Raw genomic sequence first — 16,696 nt, 5'->3', positions numbered from 1 at the left:
TAACAAGGGTTGTGTTGACGTCACGAAAGCGCACGCGTTGCGCTTGGATTCGTTGGTGGGTCCCCCGTGAAATTGACGCTTAATTGAAGACAATCGTCCGGATTTGGGGTGAATGGGTGCGGGGTGCGAACGAGTTTGGTCCGGATTAGCTAAAATTATATAAAAATTTGCGACTTGATTACTTAAAGCTTGATTTAAATCATCTCTTAGGTCTCAATGAGGCGGCAGAATTGTTAACAGAAAGTTAACGGTGCGTGGGGGCGCACGAGGGGTGAATGGGCAGAGGAATATCTTTCATAGCCACATCTAAATTCTTGGTGCGTGGGCCCTTTTAAACAGTTGGGTCGGGGCATGCCTGCAATTGATGCAGGACGCCCCGCTGGGGCGGTTCCGAAGTCGAAGGCTTCTTTGGCGGAAGAACCTGGTAACGGTAATTGGAGACCAAAATGCGAATTTCAAAACGTTTTCTGGTGGCAACGACTGCGTTGACGCTGAGCATGAGCGCGGCAGCCCATGCTGATGACAACAAGGCCTTTCTGGAACAGATCGGATCCGACAACAGCGCAAGCGTCGATCAGTCGCTGGGCAACACGAACCAGGCAGGCGGTCAGCAAGGTTCTTCGTCAGCCTCTGGCAATGCGATGGTGCAGAACGGCGAGGGCAACTCTCTGGATATCGTCCAGTCTGGTGATGATAACTTCATCGGGGTCCGGCGCGGTGGTAACAGCAACGGTGTAACCCAGACCGGCGACGACAACTCCGCAACGGTAACGCAAAGCTCCGTGACCAACTTCGTCAATGTGATCGAGCAAACTGCCACGAGCTTCTTGTCGGTGGGGAACGAGCTGACGATCACCCAGTCTTCGGTCGGCAATGCTCCGCGTAGCGGCCCGCTGAGCGGCGATGGTAACTTGCTGAGCGGCGTGCGCCAGACTTCAACCGGTCTTGTTAAGAACAGTGTGACCGTCTCGCAGAACGTAAATGTTGCAAACAGCAGCAGCTACACGCGCAACCAGATCGGCGGGAACCTTAATCAAAACGAGAACGCAGGTCTGATTTTTGAAAACTCGAACCTGAACCAGGGTAACAATGGCGTTGTCCAGGTGGGTTGGGGTAACTCGGCCAACCTGACACAGGACGGCACCCGCAACTTCATCAAGCTCGTGGATCAGGATGGGGCTTTCAACTCTGCATCCGCGACTCAGAATGGCGCGTTCAACAGGATTTCCTCGATCGCCCAGTCTGGCACGAACTTTGCCACTGTGTCTCAAACCGGTAGCAATAACGGCCGCGGTGGGCTGACCCTGCCTAATGCCAGTTCCGTCGGCGCCACCGATTCCAGTGTCTTGCAGGACGGTTTTGGCAACTCGGTGAACTATGCTGCGCAGGGTAATGCCAACGAGTTTGGCTTCACTCAATCCGGTGACTTTAATACCGTCGGGTTCGTCTCGGTGATCGGTTCCGGCAACCAGACCGCTGGTTTCCAGGATGGCACCTTCAACGTCATCACTATTATACCGATCGTTGGCGACGATAACGACGTTGGTGTCAAACAGGTGGGCACCGTCAATGTGGCGACTGCCATCCTGACCAACGGAAGTGATCGCAACGCGCTGCTGATTGATCAGAATGGCGGCTTTAACGTTGCCACCATGAGCGTGAATGGCGATGACAACGTTGCCAAGCTGGATCAGACCGGGACTGGCAACAACTTTAATCTGGCCATGGTCGGCGACGCGAACAACAACACGGCCCTGTCGGGAACCTTCAGCGGCAACGCCGCATCCCTCGGGCTGACAGAAGGCGTATTTACCCAGGATGGCGCGGGTAACTCTTTCTTTGGCTCCGTTATCGGTTCGAACAACCTGATGGCATCGCTTCAGGATGGCAACAACAACGCCATCGTTGCGTCTGTCGTTGGCGGCGCCAACCAGGCAGCGGTTTCCCAGGTGGGCAACAGCAATACAGCCAATTTCACCCAAACTGGCGGCAGCAATAACGCTGGCATCCTTCAGTAAGCTTTTTGGCGGGGGCCTCATTCCTGAGGGTTCCGCCGTTTGATGGGGCATTTACCCCGGCTCAAAACGGAGAAAATTATGAAACTTCTCAAAACATCCTTGATTACCACCACAGCCCTGACGCTTTCGCTGAGCACTGCAGCTTTTGCGGACAGCAATGAAGCCTACCTGGATCAGCAGGACGTGGCGAACAGCGCGATCGTCGATCAGAGCGGTGGCGACAACAACAAGGCAGGTTCTGCTGGTCTGAAAATGACCCAGGACGGCTTTACGGCTGCCGATGGCTATAACCAGCTGAGCATCACGCAGTCGAGCGACAACAACGAGATCGGCTTGATTGGCTCCGGCGTGTCTCAGGTTGGCAAAGCCTCCAACCCGGGTGCCGTTTCCTCGAACGTGGCAACCGTGACTCAGTCCGGCGGTGGCAGCAACGTGATCGGCGAGCTGGTGCAGTTCCACAATGGCGGCCCCGGTTCTGCGGGCGTTCCCAACACCCTGACGGTGAAGCAGAACGGAACGTCGAACAACATCACCACGATCAATCAGGAAGGCAAGGTGAACGACCGCAACACGGCGACGATCACCATGTCCGGCACCAGCGACAACATCGATTTGGTGCAGCAGAAAGTGTCCAACAACGGTTCGGGTGACAATACCCTGACCATCACCATGAACGGCGTCAGCAATGGCATCGGGGACTTCACCGGCTTTGCCAATGGCTCGGGTGCGGTTGCGGCCCACTTCCGCCAGTTCAATGCGACCCGCACCAACGCCAATGTCATCATCGGCGGCACCGGCAACCTGGTCGGGACCTACCAGCAGGGCAAAGACAACGATGTTGGCACCCTGGAAGTCACCGGCGACAACAACCAGCTAGGTGTTCTTCAGCACGGTAACAGCAACCTCGTCAACGTTGCCGCGATTGCAGGTAACGGCAACAATGTTGGTATTTCCCAGATGGGCAACACCAATGGTGCTTCGGTTACCGTAACCAATGACAACAACGCCTTCGGTGTCATGCAGAATGGCAACGACAACAGCGCAACGGTTTCCGTCTTTGGTGATGGCAATGGTCTGACCGGCACCACGCCTCTGTTGGCTGGTTCCGCGCTGGCGGCCGCTGGCAGCCACGTTTCCTTTGAGGCGGGCCTGATCCAGCAGCAGGGCAATGACAACACTGTCCTGGCCTCCGTGACCGGCAACAACAACCTGTTCGGTACCCTGCAGTGGGGCGCTGACAACAGCATCACCGCTACCGTGAATGGCAACAGCAACCAGTCTGCCGTTGTTCAGGTCGGCAGCAGCAACACCGCGAGCTTCTCGCAGACTGGCGGTACCAACAACGCTGGCATCATTCAGTAATCAAAGAGTTGCGCGGGGCTGAATGCATTCCTCAGCCCCGCGATTTTACGTGTGTTAATCATTTTGACCTCTGGGGGGAGGTACTATCATGAAACTTCTGAAAACGACCTATATCACGACAACTGCTCTTACCCTTTCGATGAGCGCCGCGGCTTTCGCCGGCAGTGGCAACGAAGCCTACTTGGATCAGATCCAGTCCGGATCCGGGACGGGCACGAACAGTGCTCTGATTACCCAAAGCGCGGGTAACGACAACGAGGCGGGTTCGACCAGCCAGAACATCCGTCAGATTGCACAGAGCAACTCCAACAACGATCTGGACATCGTGCAGAGCGGCGATAACAACGACATCGGTCTGAACGGCTTCCAGCAGCTGGCGCAGTATGCCTCCTCTCCCAACGGCAACACGGCGTCGATCACCCAAAGCTCGAATGACAACGTAGTTGGCAAGGTGACTCAACGAAACCGCTTCGGTGGTGCGGTCGGTGCGTCCGGCAACGCATTGACCATCCTGCAGCAGACCGGTGACGACAATGTCATCACGGAGGTTTTCCAGGACAAGCACAAGGGCGGTTCCGGCAACACGGCCACGCTGACCATGTCCGGCACCAGAAACACCATCGCGCTTGCCAAACAGACCGTCACAGGGGGGAGCATCCCGGGCAACACGATGACTGTCTCGATCTCCGGCGACGACAACGGTCGTGGAGCGCTGGGTGGATATGCGGCTCTCAGCGGTGCGTCCACAAGCGAACTCAAACAAGGGTTCGAAGACTTGAACAACGGGAATGTCAACAAGGGCAACAACGCTCTGGCACTCGACATTTCCGGGAACAGCAACCAGTTCGGCGTGACGCAGGACGGGACGAACAACACTGTTGGCACACTGTCCATCACCGGCAGCAGCAACGAGTTGGGCATCAGCCAGGTCGGCGATGCGAACACTGTGCAGCTTGCTGTGCTGGGGGGCAACTATAACAACGTTGGTATCTCGCAGACTGTCGACAACAACTGGGCGCAGGTCGACATCAGCGGGTCCTCCAACGAAGCCTGGGTGATGGAACACGGCAACCGCAACTTTGTGGACCACTGGGTGGAGGGCGACCACCATACTGCCGAGATCGACATTCTCGGCGACGACAACTCACTGAACACCCATCAGCGCTGGGGCAATGGCAACCAGATGTATGTGAGTGTAACCGGTGATCGTAACAATAATGGTGGTGCATTGAGCGGCAATGCCGGCAGCGCATTTGCGGCTGCCAATGGTGTCACCGGCCTTCCGATGTCTGCAGGGTCCTTGTGGCAACACGGCAGCAACAACGAGATGACCGTAACAGTCACCGGAGACGACAACCTCTTTGCAGTCCTGCAACGGGGTAGTGGCAACGCGCTTGTCGGAACGGTGATCGGGGCCAACAACCAGGCTGCCGTGGCGCAAAATGGCAACAACAACACTGCCAACTTTGTCCAGAACGGTTCGTACAACAACCTCGGCATCATCCAATAAATCGACACCCCGTCGCGGTAGATCCGCGGCGGGGCTCAATCCCGTTTGCAACACAATTTCTATAGCATTCAGGTGAGTTTAACGATCAATTTCAGGAGTTTGACCCAATTGAATTGTGCGCAACATGACGCTGTTGACTATTGAATATTGCATTGGGGGCGTAAGATGACACATCTGAAGACAATCCTGGTGACCTCCACGGCCATGGCATTGGCCGCCGCGGCCTGGGCGGACAGCAACAAAGCGGCCATTGTCCAGAACGGCAGTGGCAACGCCGCATTGATCGACCAGGGGGCCGGAACGAACAACGTGGCCGGTACAACGGCGACGTTCACCGACTATGCCAACATCCCGCTTCGGCAGGACGGGGACAACAACGACCTTTCGGTTAAGCAGTGGGGTGACGGCAACCTTGTGGGCTACAACGGCAACAGCGGCAATCCGGCTGGCTATGTCCAGCAACTTGGGGACGACAACCTGGCTACGATCGAGCAGACGACGGACGGCAACGCCGTGATCCGTCTGTCTCAGAAAGGCGACGTCGGGACCGGCACGGGTGAAAACGTCCTGACCATTCTGCAGACGGGTGGCAACAACAACACGCTGCGAACTGTACTCCAGCAGGCAACCGGCGGAGTTCCGGATCTGGCCAATACTGCGGCTTTGATCCAGGACGGTACCGGTAATCTGATCAATACCGTTCAACAGTTCGGCGAAGACAACAGCCTGGCCGTTCAGATGACCGGCGATAGCAACGGCACCACCGCGCTGTCGGGCGTGGCGGATGTGGCGAATGATGCCACCTTCATCCAGCGCGGCCTTGGCAACATGATCAACGTTGACATCGCTGCCAACAACACCGCGATCGGTGTGGAGCAGCGGGGGAACGGCAACGCGGTCGGCACGTTGGACATCAACGGCGACAACAACGAGATCGGTATCGCGCAGGGTGGTCCTGTTAACCAGTCCAGCCAATCGGGCAATAACAACCTCGTGGCGATGGGCGTGATCGACGGCGCCTCCAACATCATCGGGATCCGCCAGTGGAACGATGACAACATGGCGGTTTTGGATATCATCGGCGCCTCGGACGACAATATCGTGTCGATCCTTCAGAAAGACGTGTTCGGAACGGGTGGCGAGGCCATCGTCAACATCGACGGAGACGCCAACGGTGGTGACTTCAACACCGTCGCGATCATGCAGCAGGCCTGGGGCTTTGCTGATGTGGGCATAGTCGGGGATCAGAACAATGTGCACGTGACCCAGTTCAATGCTGGTGAAGCAACCCTTCGCATCGGCGGCGCCGCGGAGGGCGACATTAATTTTCTGTCCGTTGTGCAGGGCCTGTCCAGTCCGGCGAGCCCTAATGTTGTGACGGCGTCCATCTTTGGCGACGGCAACAATCAGGCAGGTGGCTTCAGCGCGCTTGTGTCGTTAACGGCAGCCGTAGCCGCGACCGGCTACCAGACCTGGGACGGCCTGCAGCCGGGCGAGTTGAGCCAGAAGGGCATGGGCAATGTGATGTCGCTGACGGTTGGTGTCGATGGCGTCAGCCAAGCTAACGATAACCTCTTCGCCGCCAGCCAGCATGGCGATTTCAACACGCTGACCGGCACTATCAACGGCAGCATGAACCAGGCCGTCATTGCACAGACGGGCAACAGGAATGTTGCTGTTTTCGCACAGACAGGGTCCGGCAACAGCATCGGCATCGTCCAGTAAAATGTTTCGACTGGGGCGGACCACCGCCCCCACACGACAACCGGGGAAGTACCCCCTGAAATAAGGATCACAGCAATGCGGAATACGAAAACAATTCTGGCGGCCTCAACGGCGCTTTCCCTTCTGGCTGGTGCTGTCTTCGCCGGTAGCGGCAACGAAGCTCTGCTGAGCCAATCCGGAAATGCAAACAACGCTCTTGTCACCCAGTCGGGCGACAACAACAGTGCTTTCGGCTCGGTCGATGGTGGCACCACCAAGGCGGACATGATCCAATCTGGCGACCAGAACACGCTGACCATTACCCAGTCGGGCGATGGCAACGAAATCGGCATCAAAGGAAGCCTTGTGACCTTTGGCGGTGGGGCCGGTCTGAACCAGACGAATAATAACGCCACGACCGCAGGCAATTTCAACGTGCTGAGCGTCACCCAATCCACCAATGGAAACGCGGTGCAGGGAATCCGTCAGCGTGTCTTTGCCGGGGCAGGAGGCAACAGCATGACCATCACCCAGCAAGGCGGTGACGGTAACCTGATCGGTGATATCAAGCAGTGGCAGTATGGTTCCTCAGGAGCCAATACGGAGGGGCAGACGATTGCCATCCTGCAGGACGGTGCCAACAACCAGATCCGCGCGGTCTATCAGGACCTGACGGGCAACGGGAATGAAGGCAATACGATGTACATCGACATCCTGGGCAACAACAACAGCGGTGCCCAGCCGGTCAACTCGGATGCGCGTGCCGGATACAATGGTGGCGGACAGTTTCGCCAGAACGGCTACGGCAACTATATGGATGTGGACATCACCGGTGACTCCAACGGCTATGGGGTGAACCAAGTTGGTGCCCGCAACTCGATCGGTACGCTGGCCATAAATGGTGACGGCAATGCGTTCGGCATCGCACAGCTTGGCAATGACAATACTGTGTCGGTTGTCAGCGGCATCAACGGAAATGGCAACGATTTCGGGGTCAACCAGAACGGATCTTCCAACCTTGTTGATGTGGCGCTTTTCGTCGGTGATCTCAATGAGCTGCTGGTCGATCAGGACGGTGCTGACAACACGTCCTACGTGACCATCGATGGTGACCAGAACGATGGCGACATCACCCAGGGTGGCGGTGGCAGCAATACCGCATCGCTAAGCCAGGTCGGTGACAGCAACGTGGCGACCATCACTCAGTGACGCCGCAGCGCCGGATTGGCGCAAAAAATCAATCAGGCCGGGCGCCAGCGCGCCCGGCCCCTGATCCGTAGGAGCCCGTCGTACAATGCGCATTCTCGTTCTTCTCAGCGTTCTTCTTCCTGTGGCGGCTGCCGCGCAGGACAATCTGGTTTTCATTGATCAGATCGGTTTGGAAAACGAGGCGCTGATCGATCAGGTCGGAAGTGGCAACCAATTGGGCCTTGATACGGATGTCGCGCTGCAGGAGGGTTATTATAACAGCCTGATCGTGACCCAGACGGGGGCGGACAACCAAGTGGGCACCATCGGACGGGGTTTTGAGCAAAGCGGCAATTCGCAGACACCTACGATTTTCAACCAGGTCGACATCACCCAAGGCTCCAACAGCAACCTTGTGGGAGAGGTACTTCAGGCCGCAACCGGGGCCATCCCATCTGGCGCCAACCGCCTGTTCATTCTGCAAGGACAGTCCGGGTCGGGAGATGGCAACCAGATCATCACCGTAATCCAGGAACAGCTGGACGGAATGCCTGGTCAGATTGCCCAGATTGAACAGACCGGCACTGAAAACACTCTGCTGCGGGTCGAGCAGCGGTCCGAAACGGCCGCGCAATTCGCCGAGAACATCATCCGCGCCAGGTTCACCGGATCCTACAACGGTCGCGGTCAGCTGACCGGGCCTGCTTTGCTGTCCCGCGCCCTCGACAACGCGCTCATCCAGCGTATCGGCTACGATAATATGGGGGCAAACGGTAATGAGATGGATCTGACGGTTTCTGGGGATTTCAACCGCTTTGGCATCTTTCAGGGCGGACGCCGCAATTCGGTCGGTTTCGTCACAATCACCGGCGACACAAACGAAGTGGGGCTGCGCCAGGATGGTTTGCAGAATGATATCACCATGTCCACGGTCGCTGGCGATGAAAACCGGGTCGGGGTGGGGCAGATCGGCACGAACCGCGCCTGGGTGGAGTTGACGGGGTTCAGCAACCGGAACGACATTCTCGGGCTGCAGGAAGGCACCAACGATCTGGAGTTCTATGTTGAAGGAACTGGCAATATCGCCTCGGCGGACCAGAACTATTTTTCAGGATTGGGGGGCAGTAATGCCGCGGAATTCCGCATTCTCGGAGACAACAATTTCCTAGACCTTCTGCAACAGGGGCAAAACACGGCTGTCTTTCTTGTTGAAGGCGACCTGAACAATGCCGCACCTGCAAGCTTCACGGGTGTTGCAGCCAGCGATCCAGGTCTGACGCCGGGTTTCTTCAAGCAACTTGGCTTCGGGAATGATGCCACGACATCCATCACCGGGGATGCAAACCTCGTTGCCGCGGTACAGGACGGTGATGCGAATGGTTTCACGGTCATCATTGTCGGCAATACGAACCAGGCCGCCGTCGCACAGCGCGGAAACGCGAACGACGCGTGGATTTCTCAAAACGGGACCGGAAATACGGCTGCAATCATCCAATAATCTGCCCCCCTTTATCTCTGCCAATATCGTGCACTTGCGGAGCGGAGACGATGTAAGCGCTTTGCGGCGCTACCGGCCTTGGCGGACGGTTCTGTATAGGGCGCTTCGTCTTGCGCCGCCGAACTGCAACATGGAGTTGGCCAGAAGCGGCTGACGCCCGGGGTCCGTCATCGGGATGTGACCGGTCCCCCCTGCGAAATTCCCGCCTGTCAGGTGGCGGGCGTCGGCGGCGAATTCAGGGGGCAGGTAGGGGCTGGACGCGGCCCTCAATTGGGGCAGGCAAAGCCGCGAGGCCCACAGGAGCGGATGAGACGAGAGACGGGCTTCACCGGACGGATCGAGAAAGAATGCTGCTTTCACGGTTGATTGGCGTGACCATGCTATCGTGTTTGAGAGTGACCAAGAAAGGCGAGCTGCCCCTGAAACTGGCCGCCATAGACGCCGGAGGACCGGGGCATCGTAATGGGAAGAAGCACAAGACCGGCCGCCATGGCAGCGGCTAGTGCCAGTGCAAGAAGAGAAGTCATTTCTTTCATTTACGGTTTCCACTTCCTGGGCTGAATAGTTTTAAAGACGCACTGGCCGTCTGGCGCATGGCGTACTCAAGGTATCGTTACATGTTTTGTACGGCGTTCCGGGTGCGGGGGTCTTGGCAGGTTCTGCCAGCCATATGACCCTATCTGCCAAACCGGGTGTCCACGCTGCAGTTATTGGGTCGCTGCAGCCTGCCGGTATTGGGCAGGTGCCTGGCCAACCCAGCGTTTGAAGGCGCGGCTGAAAGTACTTTGTTCGGAAAAACCGGTGAGGAATGCGATCTCGGCGATCGAGAAGTCGCTTGTGGTCAGCAGTTCATGGGCAAGTTGGGTTTGGGCCTGTTTCAGGGCCTCTCGATAAGTCAGCCCCTCTTCGGACAGGCGGCGGTAGAGAGTGCGTTCGCTCATCCCCATGGCGCGCGCGATGTCGCCCGCTTGCGGCAAGCCATGTTTCAGGGCCTGTGACAGGTGGCGCATCAGATCGGTCATCAGCGGTGGGTTCTTGTGCAAGGCACACATTTCCTCATCCAGATGCCGGATCAGGAAGTCGGACACCGCCTTGTCTCCGAGCCGGACCGGCAGATCCAGCGCGGTGGAGGGCAGGGCAAGGGCGTCCTGGTCGGCGCCGAACCGGACCTCGCAGCCAAAATACTCGGCATAGCGTTCAGGCGTGCCTCGGCAGGGGTGACGAAAGGATGCATAGGAAAACTGGATATCCTGTCCCAACAGGCAGCGGATCTTGTGAGCAAAGCTGGCCAATGCGCATTCATTGCGAAATTGCAGGACGGGATGAGTGACGGAACGCTCTTCGATGATCAGGCGAGCAGGGTCCTGAGTTTCATCAAAAAGATAATCGACAGTGTCGGTCATGAGCCGGAAATAGCGCTCGATAAGGCGCATGGAGCTACGGAGATCAGGTGCCGTCTTGATCGCAAGCCCCAGCACCCCGAGATCGTCCAGCTGGATGGTCTCTGCGTAAGTGGAAATGAGAGCGACCTCATCTTCCTGGGTGCTCCGTATCCAGTCCAGAGCGTTGAAATACTCGGCCTCGGGCATGATCCCATCCGCGCCCGGCCGAAACCGATAAACAACTTCCCCTTCAGAGAGCAAAGCACCGTCGTCCGACATCGTCAGACCAGCGGCATTGGCCATCGTCGCCACAAATGTCGTTGTTACACTTGGCATTCGACTCTCCCTGTTTGGGAAACGAAGATAATTTATCTTTTGATTTAGGGATAGAGACTTCGGGGTGTCCTTGGTGCCTCCACGGGCCTCGAAATTGCGCCTGTCGGCTCCATTTGGGCGCCTGACGCGCTGTGGGCCGGTGGCATCGCCTGCAATTTGGGGCTGATCCGTCATGATGCGCCTCCTCCCTGATAACCTATGAGTTAACTGATCAGTCAATGCTCTGAAGGGTGTACTGATCGGTGCGCAAATGTCAATGTGATTCTTATCTGCTCCGCTCTCTTCACAAGTTGGAGAGGGAAATTTTAATACTTTTCAGTGGCTTAATAACTTGCTTTCAAAGCTCAAGCGCGCGTGAGTGAAAACTGATCGGTACACCTTTGAGGGGAGTTCGGCGGTGCGATCATGAAGCAAGGTCGTGGGCAGGGCGCCGTCTAGGCCGATCGTGATAGCGACATGCCGTGGCGCCCGCAGAACCCAGCCAGACGGAGGCTCGCTGAGTAAATGAAAATCACGCCATATCCGAAGCGTCCTCAGACGCCTGCAACATGGCAGCAGGGCACTGCGACGTTATCCGCAACGGGAAAGGCCCGCCAACTATGGCAGGCGCGGCATCCACCGTGATGCGCCCGAAGTTCTTTGCCTGGTTATTTTACGCCAAGGCCCATCTGCATCAGGGTCCGGCGCACCGGCGCCATCGAATAGAGCGCATTCAGGCCAAAGGCACGTAGATCGCGCAGCGGGCGCGGTGCCAGCATTGAGGTGCGGTTCAACAGGTCGATGCCTTTGACGCGCAGCATGATGTCCTTGTGGCGGGCCTTGTTGTAGGCCTCCAGCATCGCAGCATCGCCCAATCCCTCGGGGCGGGCCTCGGCCAGTTCCAGCAGACAGCGCAGATCACTCAGCGACATGTTCAGCCCTTGGGCGCCGATTGGCGGCACCACGTGGGCCGCCTCTGCCATCAGCGCCAACCGCTCGCCGTTCAGCCGCTCAGCCGACTGGCTGATGATCGGCCAGATGGTCCGGCGGGAGGCCAGCGTCAGATCACCCAGCAAGCCACAGCTGCGCCGGGTCATCGCGGCCTCGAACTCTGCCGTCTCCATCTGCAGCAACTCGCTCGCCCGCGGACCGCGTTCCATCCAGACTACGGCTGAGGACGGCAAGCCTTGATAGTCGGGCAGGGGGACCAGGGTGAATGGCCCGCCCGAGCGGTGGATTTCGGTCGAGACGTTTTCATGTGGGACCGGATGGGTTACCGCAAAGGCCAGCGCCTTTTGCCCGTATCGGGTGGTCTTGACCGGAATGCCTGCGGCCTCTCGCATCGGGGAATTGCGCCCGTCGCAAGCAAGAACCAGTTTCGCCTTTTGCTGGCTGCCGTCGGTCAGGGTCACGCGAGCTTCGTTCAGGCGGGTGAACAACTGCGTGGTGCCAACGCCCGGGCGGAAATCCACATTCGGCAGATCAGCCAGCGCTGCGACCAGCTCCCGGCGCAACAACCAGTTGGGCAGGTTCCAGCCAAAGGGCTGGTCCGAGATATCGGCGGCGTTGAAATCCCGCACCACCCGCGGTTCGGGGTACTCTCCGCCAGCATCGACGATGCGCATGATCTGGAGGGGGGCGGCGTGATCAGCAAGCCGGACCCAAAGGCCGCAACGCTCCAGCAGGTCGCGGGCGGGCTGCAGGACTGCGGTGGTGCGCAGGTCGGAGCCATCGACGTCCCGCTCGGTAATCGGGGGCGCCGGGTCGACGCAGATCACCCGGAACCCGGCAGAGCCAAAAGTGGCGGCGGCTGTCAGTCCGGCGATGCCGCCGCCGGAAATCAGGATGTCACAGGTCTGGTCCATGGCTGCCGCCTTTCATCGTCCGTCTGCCCTGAGATATGCCCCTAGGCAGAGGAATGACAAGCGGCATATGGTCCTTATCCGCGCGTGATCAGGATCAAGAGCGTGAACATCACCGGTACAATGCACAGGGCCGGTATATAAAGACCGGGAACGCCGAACATGACCACCGAGCAACCCCAGAGGCTGACGAAGGTGCCAAGCGCGTAATAGATGTTGTCCTTGGCGCCATAGGCGACCTCTTTGCAGATCCGGCCCAGAAGGGGGATGGCAAACAGCAGCCGCTGCCAGAGAGACAGGCGTTCGGGAAGTGTATAAGCAGTCATATCGCGTTTCCTGTATGTATTACTGCGGCTTCATCTAGGTCAGGAAAGGTGACTATTGCAGGCGAGATTTCGTCGCAGTCTGCTTACGCGGGGAAAACCGCTCAGCTGAGCCGAAATTTACCGCGGTTCAGCAGCCATTCTGCCGCGCCGGACGACCCGGTGCAGCCATTGAGTGGATAAGGGTACGGGGGAGCGGTGCCGGTTCTATAACAGGCGGCTCAGGAACCCTGTCAGATCATCAGTATGGTGATGGATGTGATCGCCGTCTTGCGGGGCTGGTGCGACATGGACGGTGCGCATGCCCATGGCGTGCGGTGCAGCCAGATTGCGGGGATCATCCTCGAACATGGCAGCGCTTTGTGGCGCAATGCCCGCCTTGGCAAACACAGTGTCGAATGCCTGCCGTTCGGGCTTTGGCCGGTAATCGGCATGTTCGACTCCGTAGATCCCGTCAAACAGCCCAGCCAGACCGCGCGCTTCGAGAACCCGCTCGGCATAGGGGGCGCTGCCGTTGGTATAGACGATCCGCCGCCCCGGCAGATCCCTGATCCGGGCGGCAAGCTCGGCATCCGGGTCCAGCGGCGCAAAGGAAATGTCGTGCACCGCAACCAGATAGGGATCGGGATCGATGCCGTGCTCTTGCATCAGCCCGGCCAAGGTGGTGCCATGTTCACGCCAGTAGTGTTTGCGCAGACGGTCGGCCTCGGCGTGATCCACGCCCAGTTCGGCCATCACATAATCGGTCATCTTGACCTCGATCTGATCGAACAGCCGCGCCGAGGGCGGGTAAAGCGTGTTGTCGAGGTCGAAGACCCAGTGACGGACATGAGAGAAATGTGATTTGACCATGCCCTTCGATTAAGTTGGATGCAGCTGTTTTGCAATGCAGCGCGGCTTTTCTGACCTGCGTGATTTCGGCGCAAATTGAGCAAGAGGCTTGATTGGCCGGGGCCGCACTGTAGAAAAGACCGGATGAAATCCCACGGAAAAACCATGAACCACCACCGCAGCACCCAGAAAGACGCCTATGCGCTGATCCTTGAAGCCATCGACGTAGGCGTCTACCGGCCCGGCGACCGACTGGTGGAAAGTGATCTGGCCGAACGCTTTGGCGTCTCCCGCACGCCGATCCGCGAAGCCCTGCAACGGCTTGAAACGCAATCGCTGCTGGAGCGGGACGGCAGGTCGCTGATCGTGGCCTCGCTGGATCATAACCAGATGGCCGAGCTCTATGTGGTGCGGCGCGAACTGGAAGGTCTGGCCGCGCGGCTTGCCGCGCAGCACGCCACCGAGGAAGAGATCCGTGTCCTGCAGGAGATGGTGAAGGCCGATGATCAGCTGGTCGATGATCCGACCGAGCTGGCCAAGGCGAACCGGCGCTTTCACGAACAGATCCACCTTGCCTCGCACAACCGCTATCTGGTCCAGCAGCTCAATCTGGTGCACCGGACAATGGCGCTGATGGCAACCACCTCGCTGGCGGCCAAGGGGCGCGGCAAGATCGCGCAATCCGAGCATAAGGGTATCGTGGATGCGATCAGCAGGCGCGATGCGGATGCTGCGGCAGATGCCCTGAAAGATCATATTTCTATCGCCTTCATGACCCGTCTGAAACAGGATGCTGGCGACCGCAGCAAGGGCTGAGCAGCCGGTTGCTGACCGGTGACCTCTGGTTGCTTTGGCGGAGACAACCGTCGGTGTTCTAAGGTCCTGTGGGTGCGGTGTTCCGGGGGGCGGTTTGCTCAGGATCCTCTGCCTGTGGCGCAGGGCATTCATCCGGCGCGTGGATCCCATGATCGGTCTTGTCCCAGAAGAAGGGATGAAAAACCAATTCATAGAACCCTTTGTAGGCGGCAACGACGCCCATGGGATAGTAGAACAGCAGGCAGGGGGCCCATGGGGCCAGCCACCGCCGACCGGTCACAAAGGCCGCGATAACAGCCGTGGTCTGGTTCAGAATCTCAAAAATCACCAGACTTGCGACGGCCAGCTTCAGCCAGCCCCCGGGAACCGTGCCCGCACTGGGATGGGGAACGCCGAGGGCCACGAGCCAGAAGCTCCACAAGAACGGTGCGAGCAGAAATTGCCCGACAGAGCCAAGGAAAAAGACCTGAAACCCCAGGAACTGCCGCCAGCCAAGATCCCGGAACAGCTGCGCCGGGGAGCGCATGTGCACACAATAGGTCACCATGAAGCCCTTCAGCCAGCGTGACCTCTGCTTGATCCAGGGCCAGGGACGGCAATTGGCCTCTTCATAGGTGGTGGAGGCCAGCATCTCGGTGCGATAGCCCGCTCGGAACAGGCGCACACCCAGGTCCGCGTCCTCGGTCACATTGTGGGCGTCCCAGCCGCCGACGCGGTCCAGAATGTCGCGCCTAACGAACATGGTGGTGCCACCGAGAGGCACGACCAGCCCCATGCGGGCAATTCCCTTTAGAATGATGCGGAACCAGCTGGCGTATTCCAGCGTAAAACAACGCGCGATCCAGCTTGCACGCGGGTTGTAATAATCCAGCACCCCCTGCACGCAGGCAAGTTCAGGCGGGGCATGGGCAAAGGCCTCTGCCACCCGGTGCAACTGATCGGGCTGCGGCGCGTCTTCGGCGTCCCAGACACCGATGATGTCGCCGTGGCAGTAGTTCAGAGCATAGTTCAGCGCCCGGGGTTTGGTCGTCAGATCCGCATAGGCTGGAACCCTGATCACCCGGGTCCAATGAGGCAGTCGCGCCTTTTGAACCGCCCGTAGCGTGACAACGTCATCCTCTTCCAGCACCAGAAGAACGTCCAGCAGATGGCGTGGATAGCGCAGTTTCCTGAGCCGGTGCAAAAGCGCGGCGCTGATTTCGGCCTCTTTCAATAGCGGGACCAGCACCGATATGCGTGGCAAATGATCCGGTCGCAGGCGCCCGCGGGGCTGCGGGGGCGGGCGGTAACGCTCTGCCAGAAACCCTGCAAGGCCAATCACCCGGAAGCCTGCGAACAGCAGGAGCAGCGCCATTGCAAACGCGCTCAGGGCATTGAACACAAACAGCGGCATCAGGATGGAAAGGCTCAGCACCATTCCCAGCCAGACTGCAATTGCCATATGCAGCCTGCCGTGGGCCAGGAACCGGCTGCTCATCTCGGAAGGCACGCTGTGGCTGGCTCTGCGCACCATCCGGTGCCGCAGGGTGCGCGTCAGAAGGTCCTGCACCTGCACCTTGCGGGCAAGAACCGGGATCACGGTGCCAAAGGCATTGCGCAGTTGTGCCTTAACCCGGTCGGCCTGGCTGAGATCGGCCATGGCCACAACGATGGAATCCCCCAGCCGCATCCAGGGCACGGCAGAGTTTCGCAGCCAGAAGGCCGGGGGCATTTTGTGTAGAAGGTTTGGGTCAGGGCGGGCCTTTGCCAGCTCGACATAGCGGAAAATGTCTGGGTCAGAGGCTTTGTTCCCCTGGGACGTTTGCGCGCCTTTTTCAAAGGATCGCGTGGTCCTTGGCAACATGGATTGCTGGCTGTCTGGCAGGGATTTTCCATGCTGCCGCAGGG

At 58.6% G+C, this 16,696-nt stretch carries 12 protein-coding genes; 7 read left to right on the top strand and 5 right to left on the bottom strand.

What is annotated here, in order from left to right; all coding sequences use genetic code 11:
• The first annotated feature begins 446 nt into the window (after positions 1-446).
• The 6 genes from SM765_RS04315 (at position 447) to SM765_RS04290 (ending at position 9,280) form a co-directional block, all read left to right on the top strand.
• Complete coding sequence (locus SM765_RS04315) at positions 447-2,018, top strand: beta strand repeat-containing protein (protein WP_274837372.1); 1,572 nt, start codon at positions 447-449, stop codon at positions 2,016-2,018.
• Between the two features lie 78 nt (positions 2,019-2,096).
• Positions 2,097-3,380 carry a beta strand repeat-containing protein gene (locus SM765_RS04310; protein ID WP_274837373.1) on the top strand — a complete coding sequence of 428 codons (1,284 nt, stop codon included), beginning with the start codon at positions 2,097-2,099 and terminating at the stop codon, positions 3,378-3,380.
• 88 nt (positions 3,381-3,468) lie between these two features.
• Complete coding sequence (locus tag SM765_RS04305) at positions 3,469-4,890, top strand: hypothetical protein (RefSeq protein ID WP_274834820.1); 1,422 nt, start codon at positions 3,469-3,471, stop codon at positions 4,888-4,890.
• A 165-nt stretch (positions 4,891-5,055) separates the two neighbouring features.
• Positions 5,056-6,615, top strand: a complete 1,560-nt coding sequence (locus tag SM765_RS04300; RefSeq protein WP_274837374.1) for a hypothetical protein — start codon at positions 5,056-5,058, stop codon at positions 6,613-6,615.
• 75 nt (positions 6,616-6,690) lie between these two features.
• On the top strand, positions 6,691-7,803 hold the full coding sequence (locus tag SM765_RS04295) for a hypothetical protein (RefSeq protein ID WP_065271208.1): 1,113 nt from the start codon (positions 6,691-6,693) through the stop codon (positions 7,801-7,803).
• 85 nt (positions 7,804-7,888) lie between these two features.
• A complete protein-coding gene (locus SM765_RS04290; RefSeq protein WP_368981417.1) occupies positions 7,889-9,280 on the top strand; it encodes a hypothetical protein in 1,392 nt (463 codons plus the stop codon).
• Between the two features lie 707 nt (positions 9,281-9,987).
• On the opposite strand, the gene SM765_RS04285 is transcribed toward SM765_RS04290, so the two are convergent.
• The 4 genes from SM765_RS04285 to SM765_RS04270 all read right to left on the bottom strand — a co-directional run bounded on the left by SM765_RS04285 (position 9,988) and on the right by SM765_RS04270 (position 14,014).
• On the bottom strand, positions 9,988-10,998 hold the full coding sequence (locus SM765_RS04285) for an AraC family transcriptional regulator (protein ID WP_065271206.1): 1,011 nt from the start codon (positions 10,996-10,998) through the stop codon (positions 9,988-9,990).
• Positions 10,999-11,645: 647 nt separating this feature from the next.
• Positions 11,646-12,842, bottom strand: a complete 1,197-nt coding sequence (locus SM765_RS04280) for a UbiH/UbiF family hydroxylase (protein WP_274837377.1) — start codon at positions 12,840-12,842, stop codon at positions 11,646-11,648.
• Between the two features lie 74 nt (positions 12,843-12,916).
• A complete protein-coding gene (locus SM765_RS04275; protein ID WP_274837378.1) occupies positions 12,917-13,165 on the bottom strand; it encodes a hypothetical protein in 249 nt (82 codons plus the stop codon).
• Positions 13,166-13,369: 204 nt separating this feature from the next.
• Complete coding sequence (locus SM765_RS04270) at positions 13,370-14,014, bottom strand: pyrimidine 5'-nucleotidase (protein WP_065271203.1); 645 nt, start codon at positions 14,012-14,014, stop codon at positions 13,370-13,372.
• Between the two features lie 144 nt (positions 14,015-14,158).
• Between SM765_RS04270 and SM765_RS04265 the strand changes: the two genes are divergently transcribed.
• Positions 14,159-14,809, top strand: a complete 651-nt coding sequence (locus tag SM765_RS04265; protein WP_274834954.1) for a GntR family transcriptional regulator — start codon at positions 14,159-14,161, stop codon at positions 14,807-14,809.
• Positions 14,810-14,867: 58 nt separating this feature from the next.
• Here the strand turns inward: SM765_RS04265 and SM765_RS04260 are convergent, their stop codons facing one another.
• Positions 14,868-16,652 (bottom strand): glycosyltransferase, encoded by a 1,785-nt coding sequence (locus SM765_RS04260; RefSeq protein ID WP_274837379.1) that lies wholly within the window; start codon positions 16,650-16,652, stop codon positions 14,868-14,870.
• Positions 16,653-16,696: the final 44 nt, after the last annotated feature.

The organism is Pseudophaeobacter sp. 1A09344 (genome assembly GCF_041008745.1).
Taxonomy (GTDB): Bacteria; Pseudomonadota; Alphaproteobacteria; order Rhodobacterales; family Rhodobacteraceae; genus Phycobacter; species Phycobacter gallaeciensis_A.
The sequence above is the reverse complement of the archived record's forward strand: the minus strand, read 5'-3'. Positions and strand labels throughout refer to the sequence as shown.

Coding starts and splice junctions, on each gene's coding strand:
- SM765_RS04260 (WP_274837379.1), bottom strand. CDS start 16,652: ATGTTGCCAAGGACCACGCGATCCTTTGAAAAAGGCGCGCAAACGTCC.
- SM765_RS04315 (WP_274837372.1), top strand. CDS start 447: ATGCGAATTTCAAAACGTTTTCTGGTGGCAACGACTGCGTTGACGCTG.
- SM765_RS04295 (WP_065271208.1), top strand. CDS start 6,691: ATGCGGAATACGAAAACAATTCTGGCGGCCTCAACGGCGCTTTCCCTT.
- SM765_RS04310 (WP_274837373.1), top strand. CDS start 2,097: ATGAAACTTCTCAAAACATCCTTGATTACCACCACAGCCCTGACGCTT.
- SM765_RS04275 (WP_274837378.1), bottom strand. CDS start 13,165: ATGACTGCTTATACACTTCCCGAACGCCTGTCTCTCTGGCAGCGGCTG.
- SM765_RS04280 (WP_274837377.1), bottom strand. CDS start 12,842: ATGGACCAGACCTGTGACATCCTGATTTCCGGCGGCGGCATCGCCGGA.
- SM765_RS04270 (WP_065271203.1), bottom strand. CDS start 14,014: ATGGTCAAATCACATTTCTCTCATGTCCGTCACTGGGTCTTCGACCTC.
- SM765_RS04300 (WP_274837374.1), top strand. CDS start 5,056: ATGACACATCTGAAGACAATCCTGGTGACCTCCACGGCCATGGCATTG.
- SM765_RS04265 (WP_274834954.1), top strand. CDS start 14,159: ATGAACCACCACCGCAGCACCCAGAAAGACGCCTATGCGCTGATCCTT.
- SM765_RS04290 (WP_368981417.1), top strand. CDS start 7,889: ATGCGCATTCTCGTTCTTCTCAGCGTTCTTCTTCCTGTGGCGGCTGCC.
- SM765_RS04305 (WP_274834820.1), top strand. CDS start 3,469: ATGAAACTTCTGAAAACGACCTATATCACGACAACTGCTCTTACCCTT.
- SM765_RS04285 (WP_065271206.1), bottom strand. CDS start 10,998: ATGCCAAGTGTAACAACGACATTTGTGGCGACGATGGCCAATGCCGCT.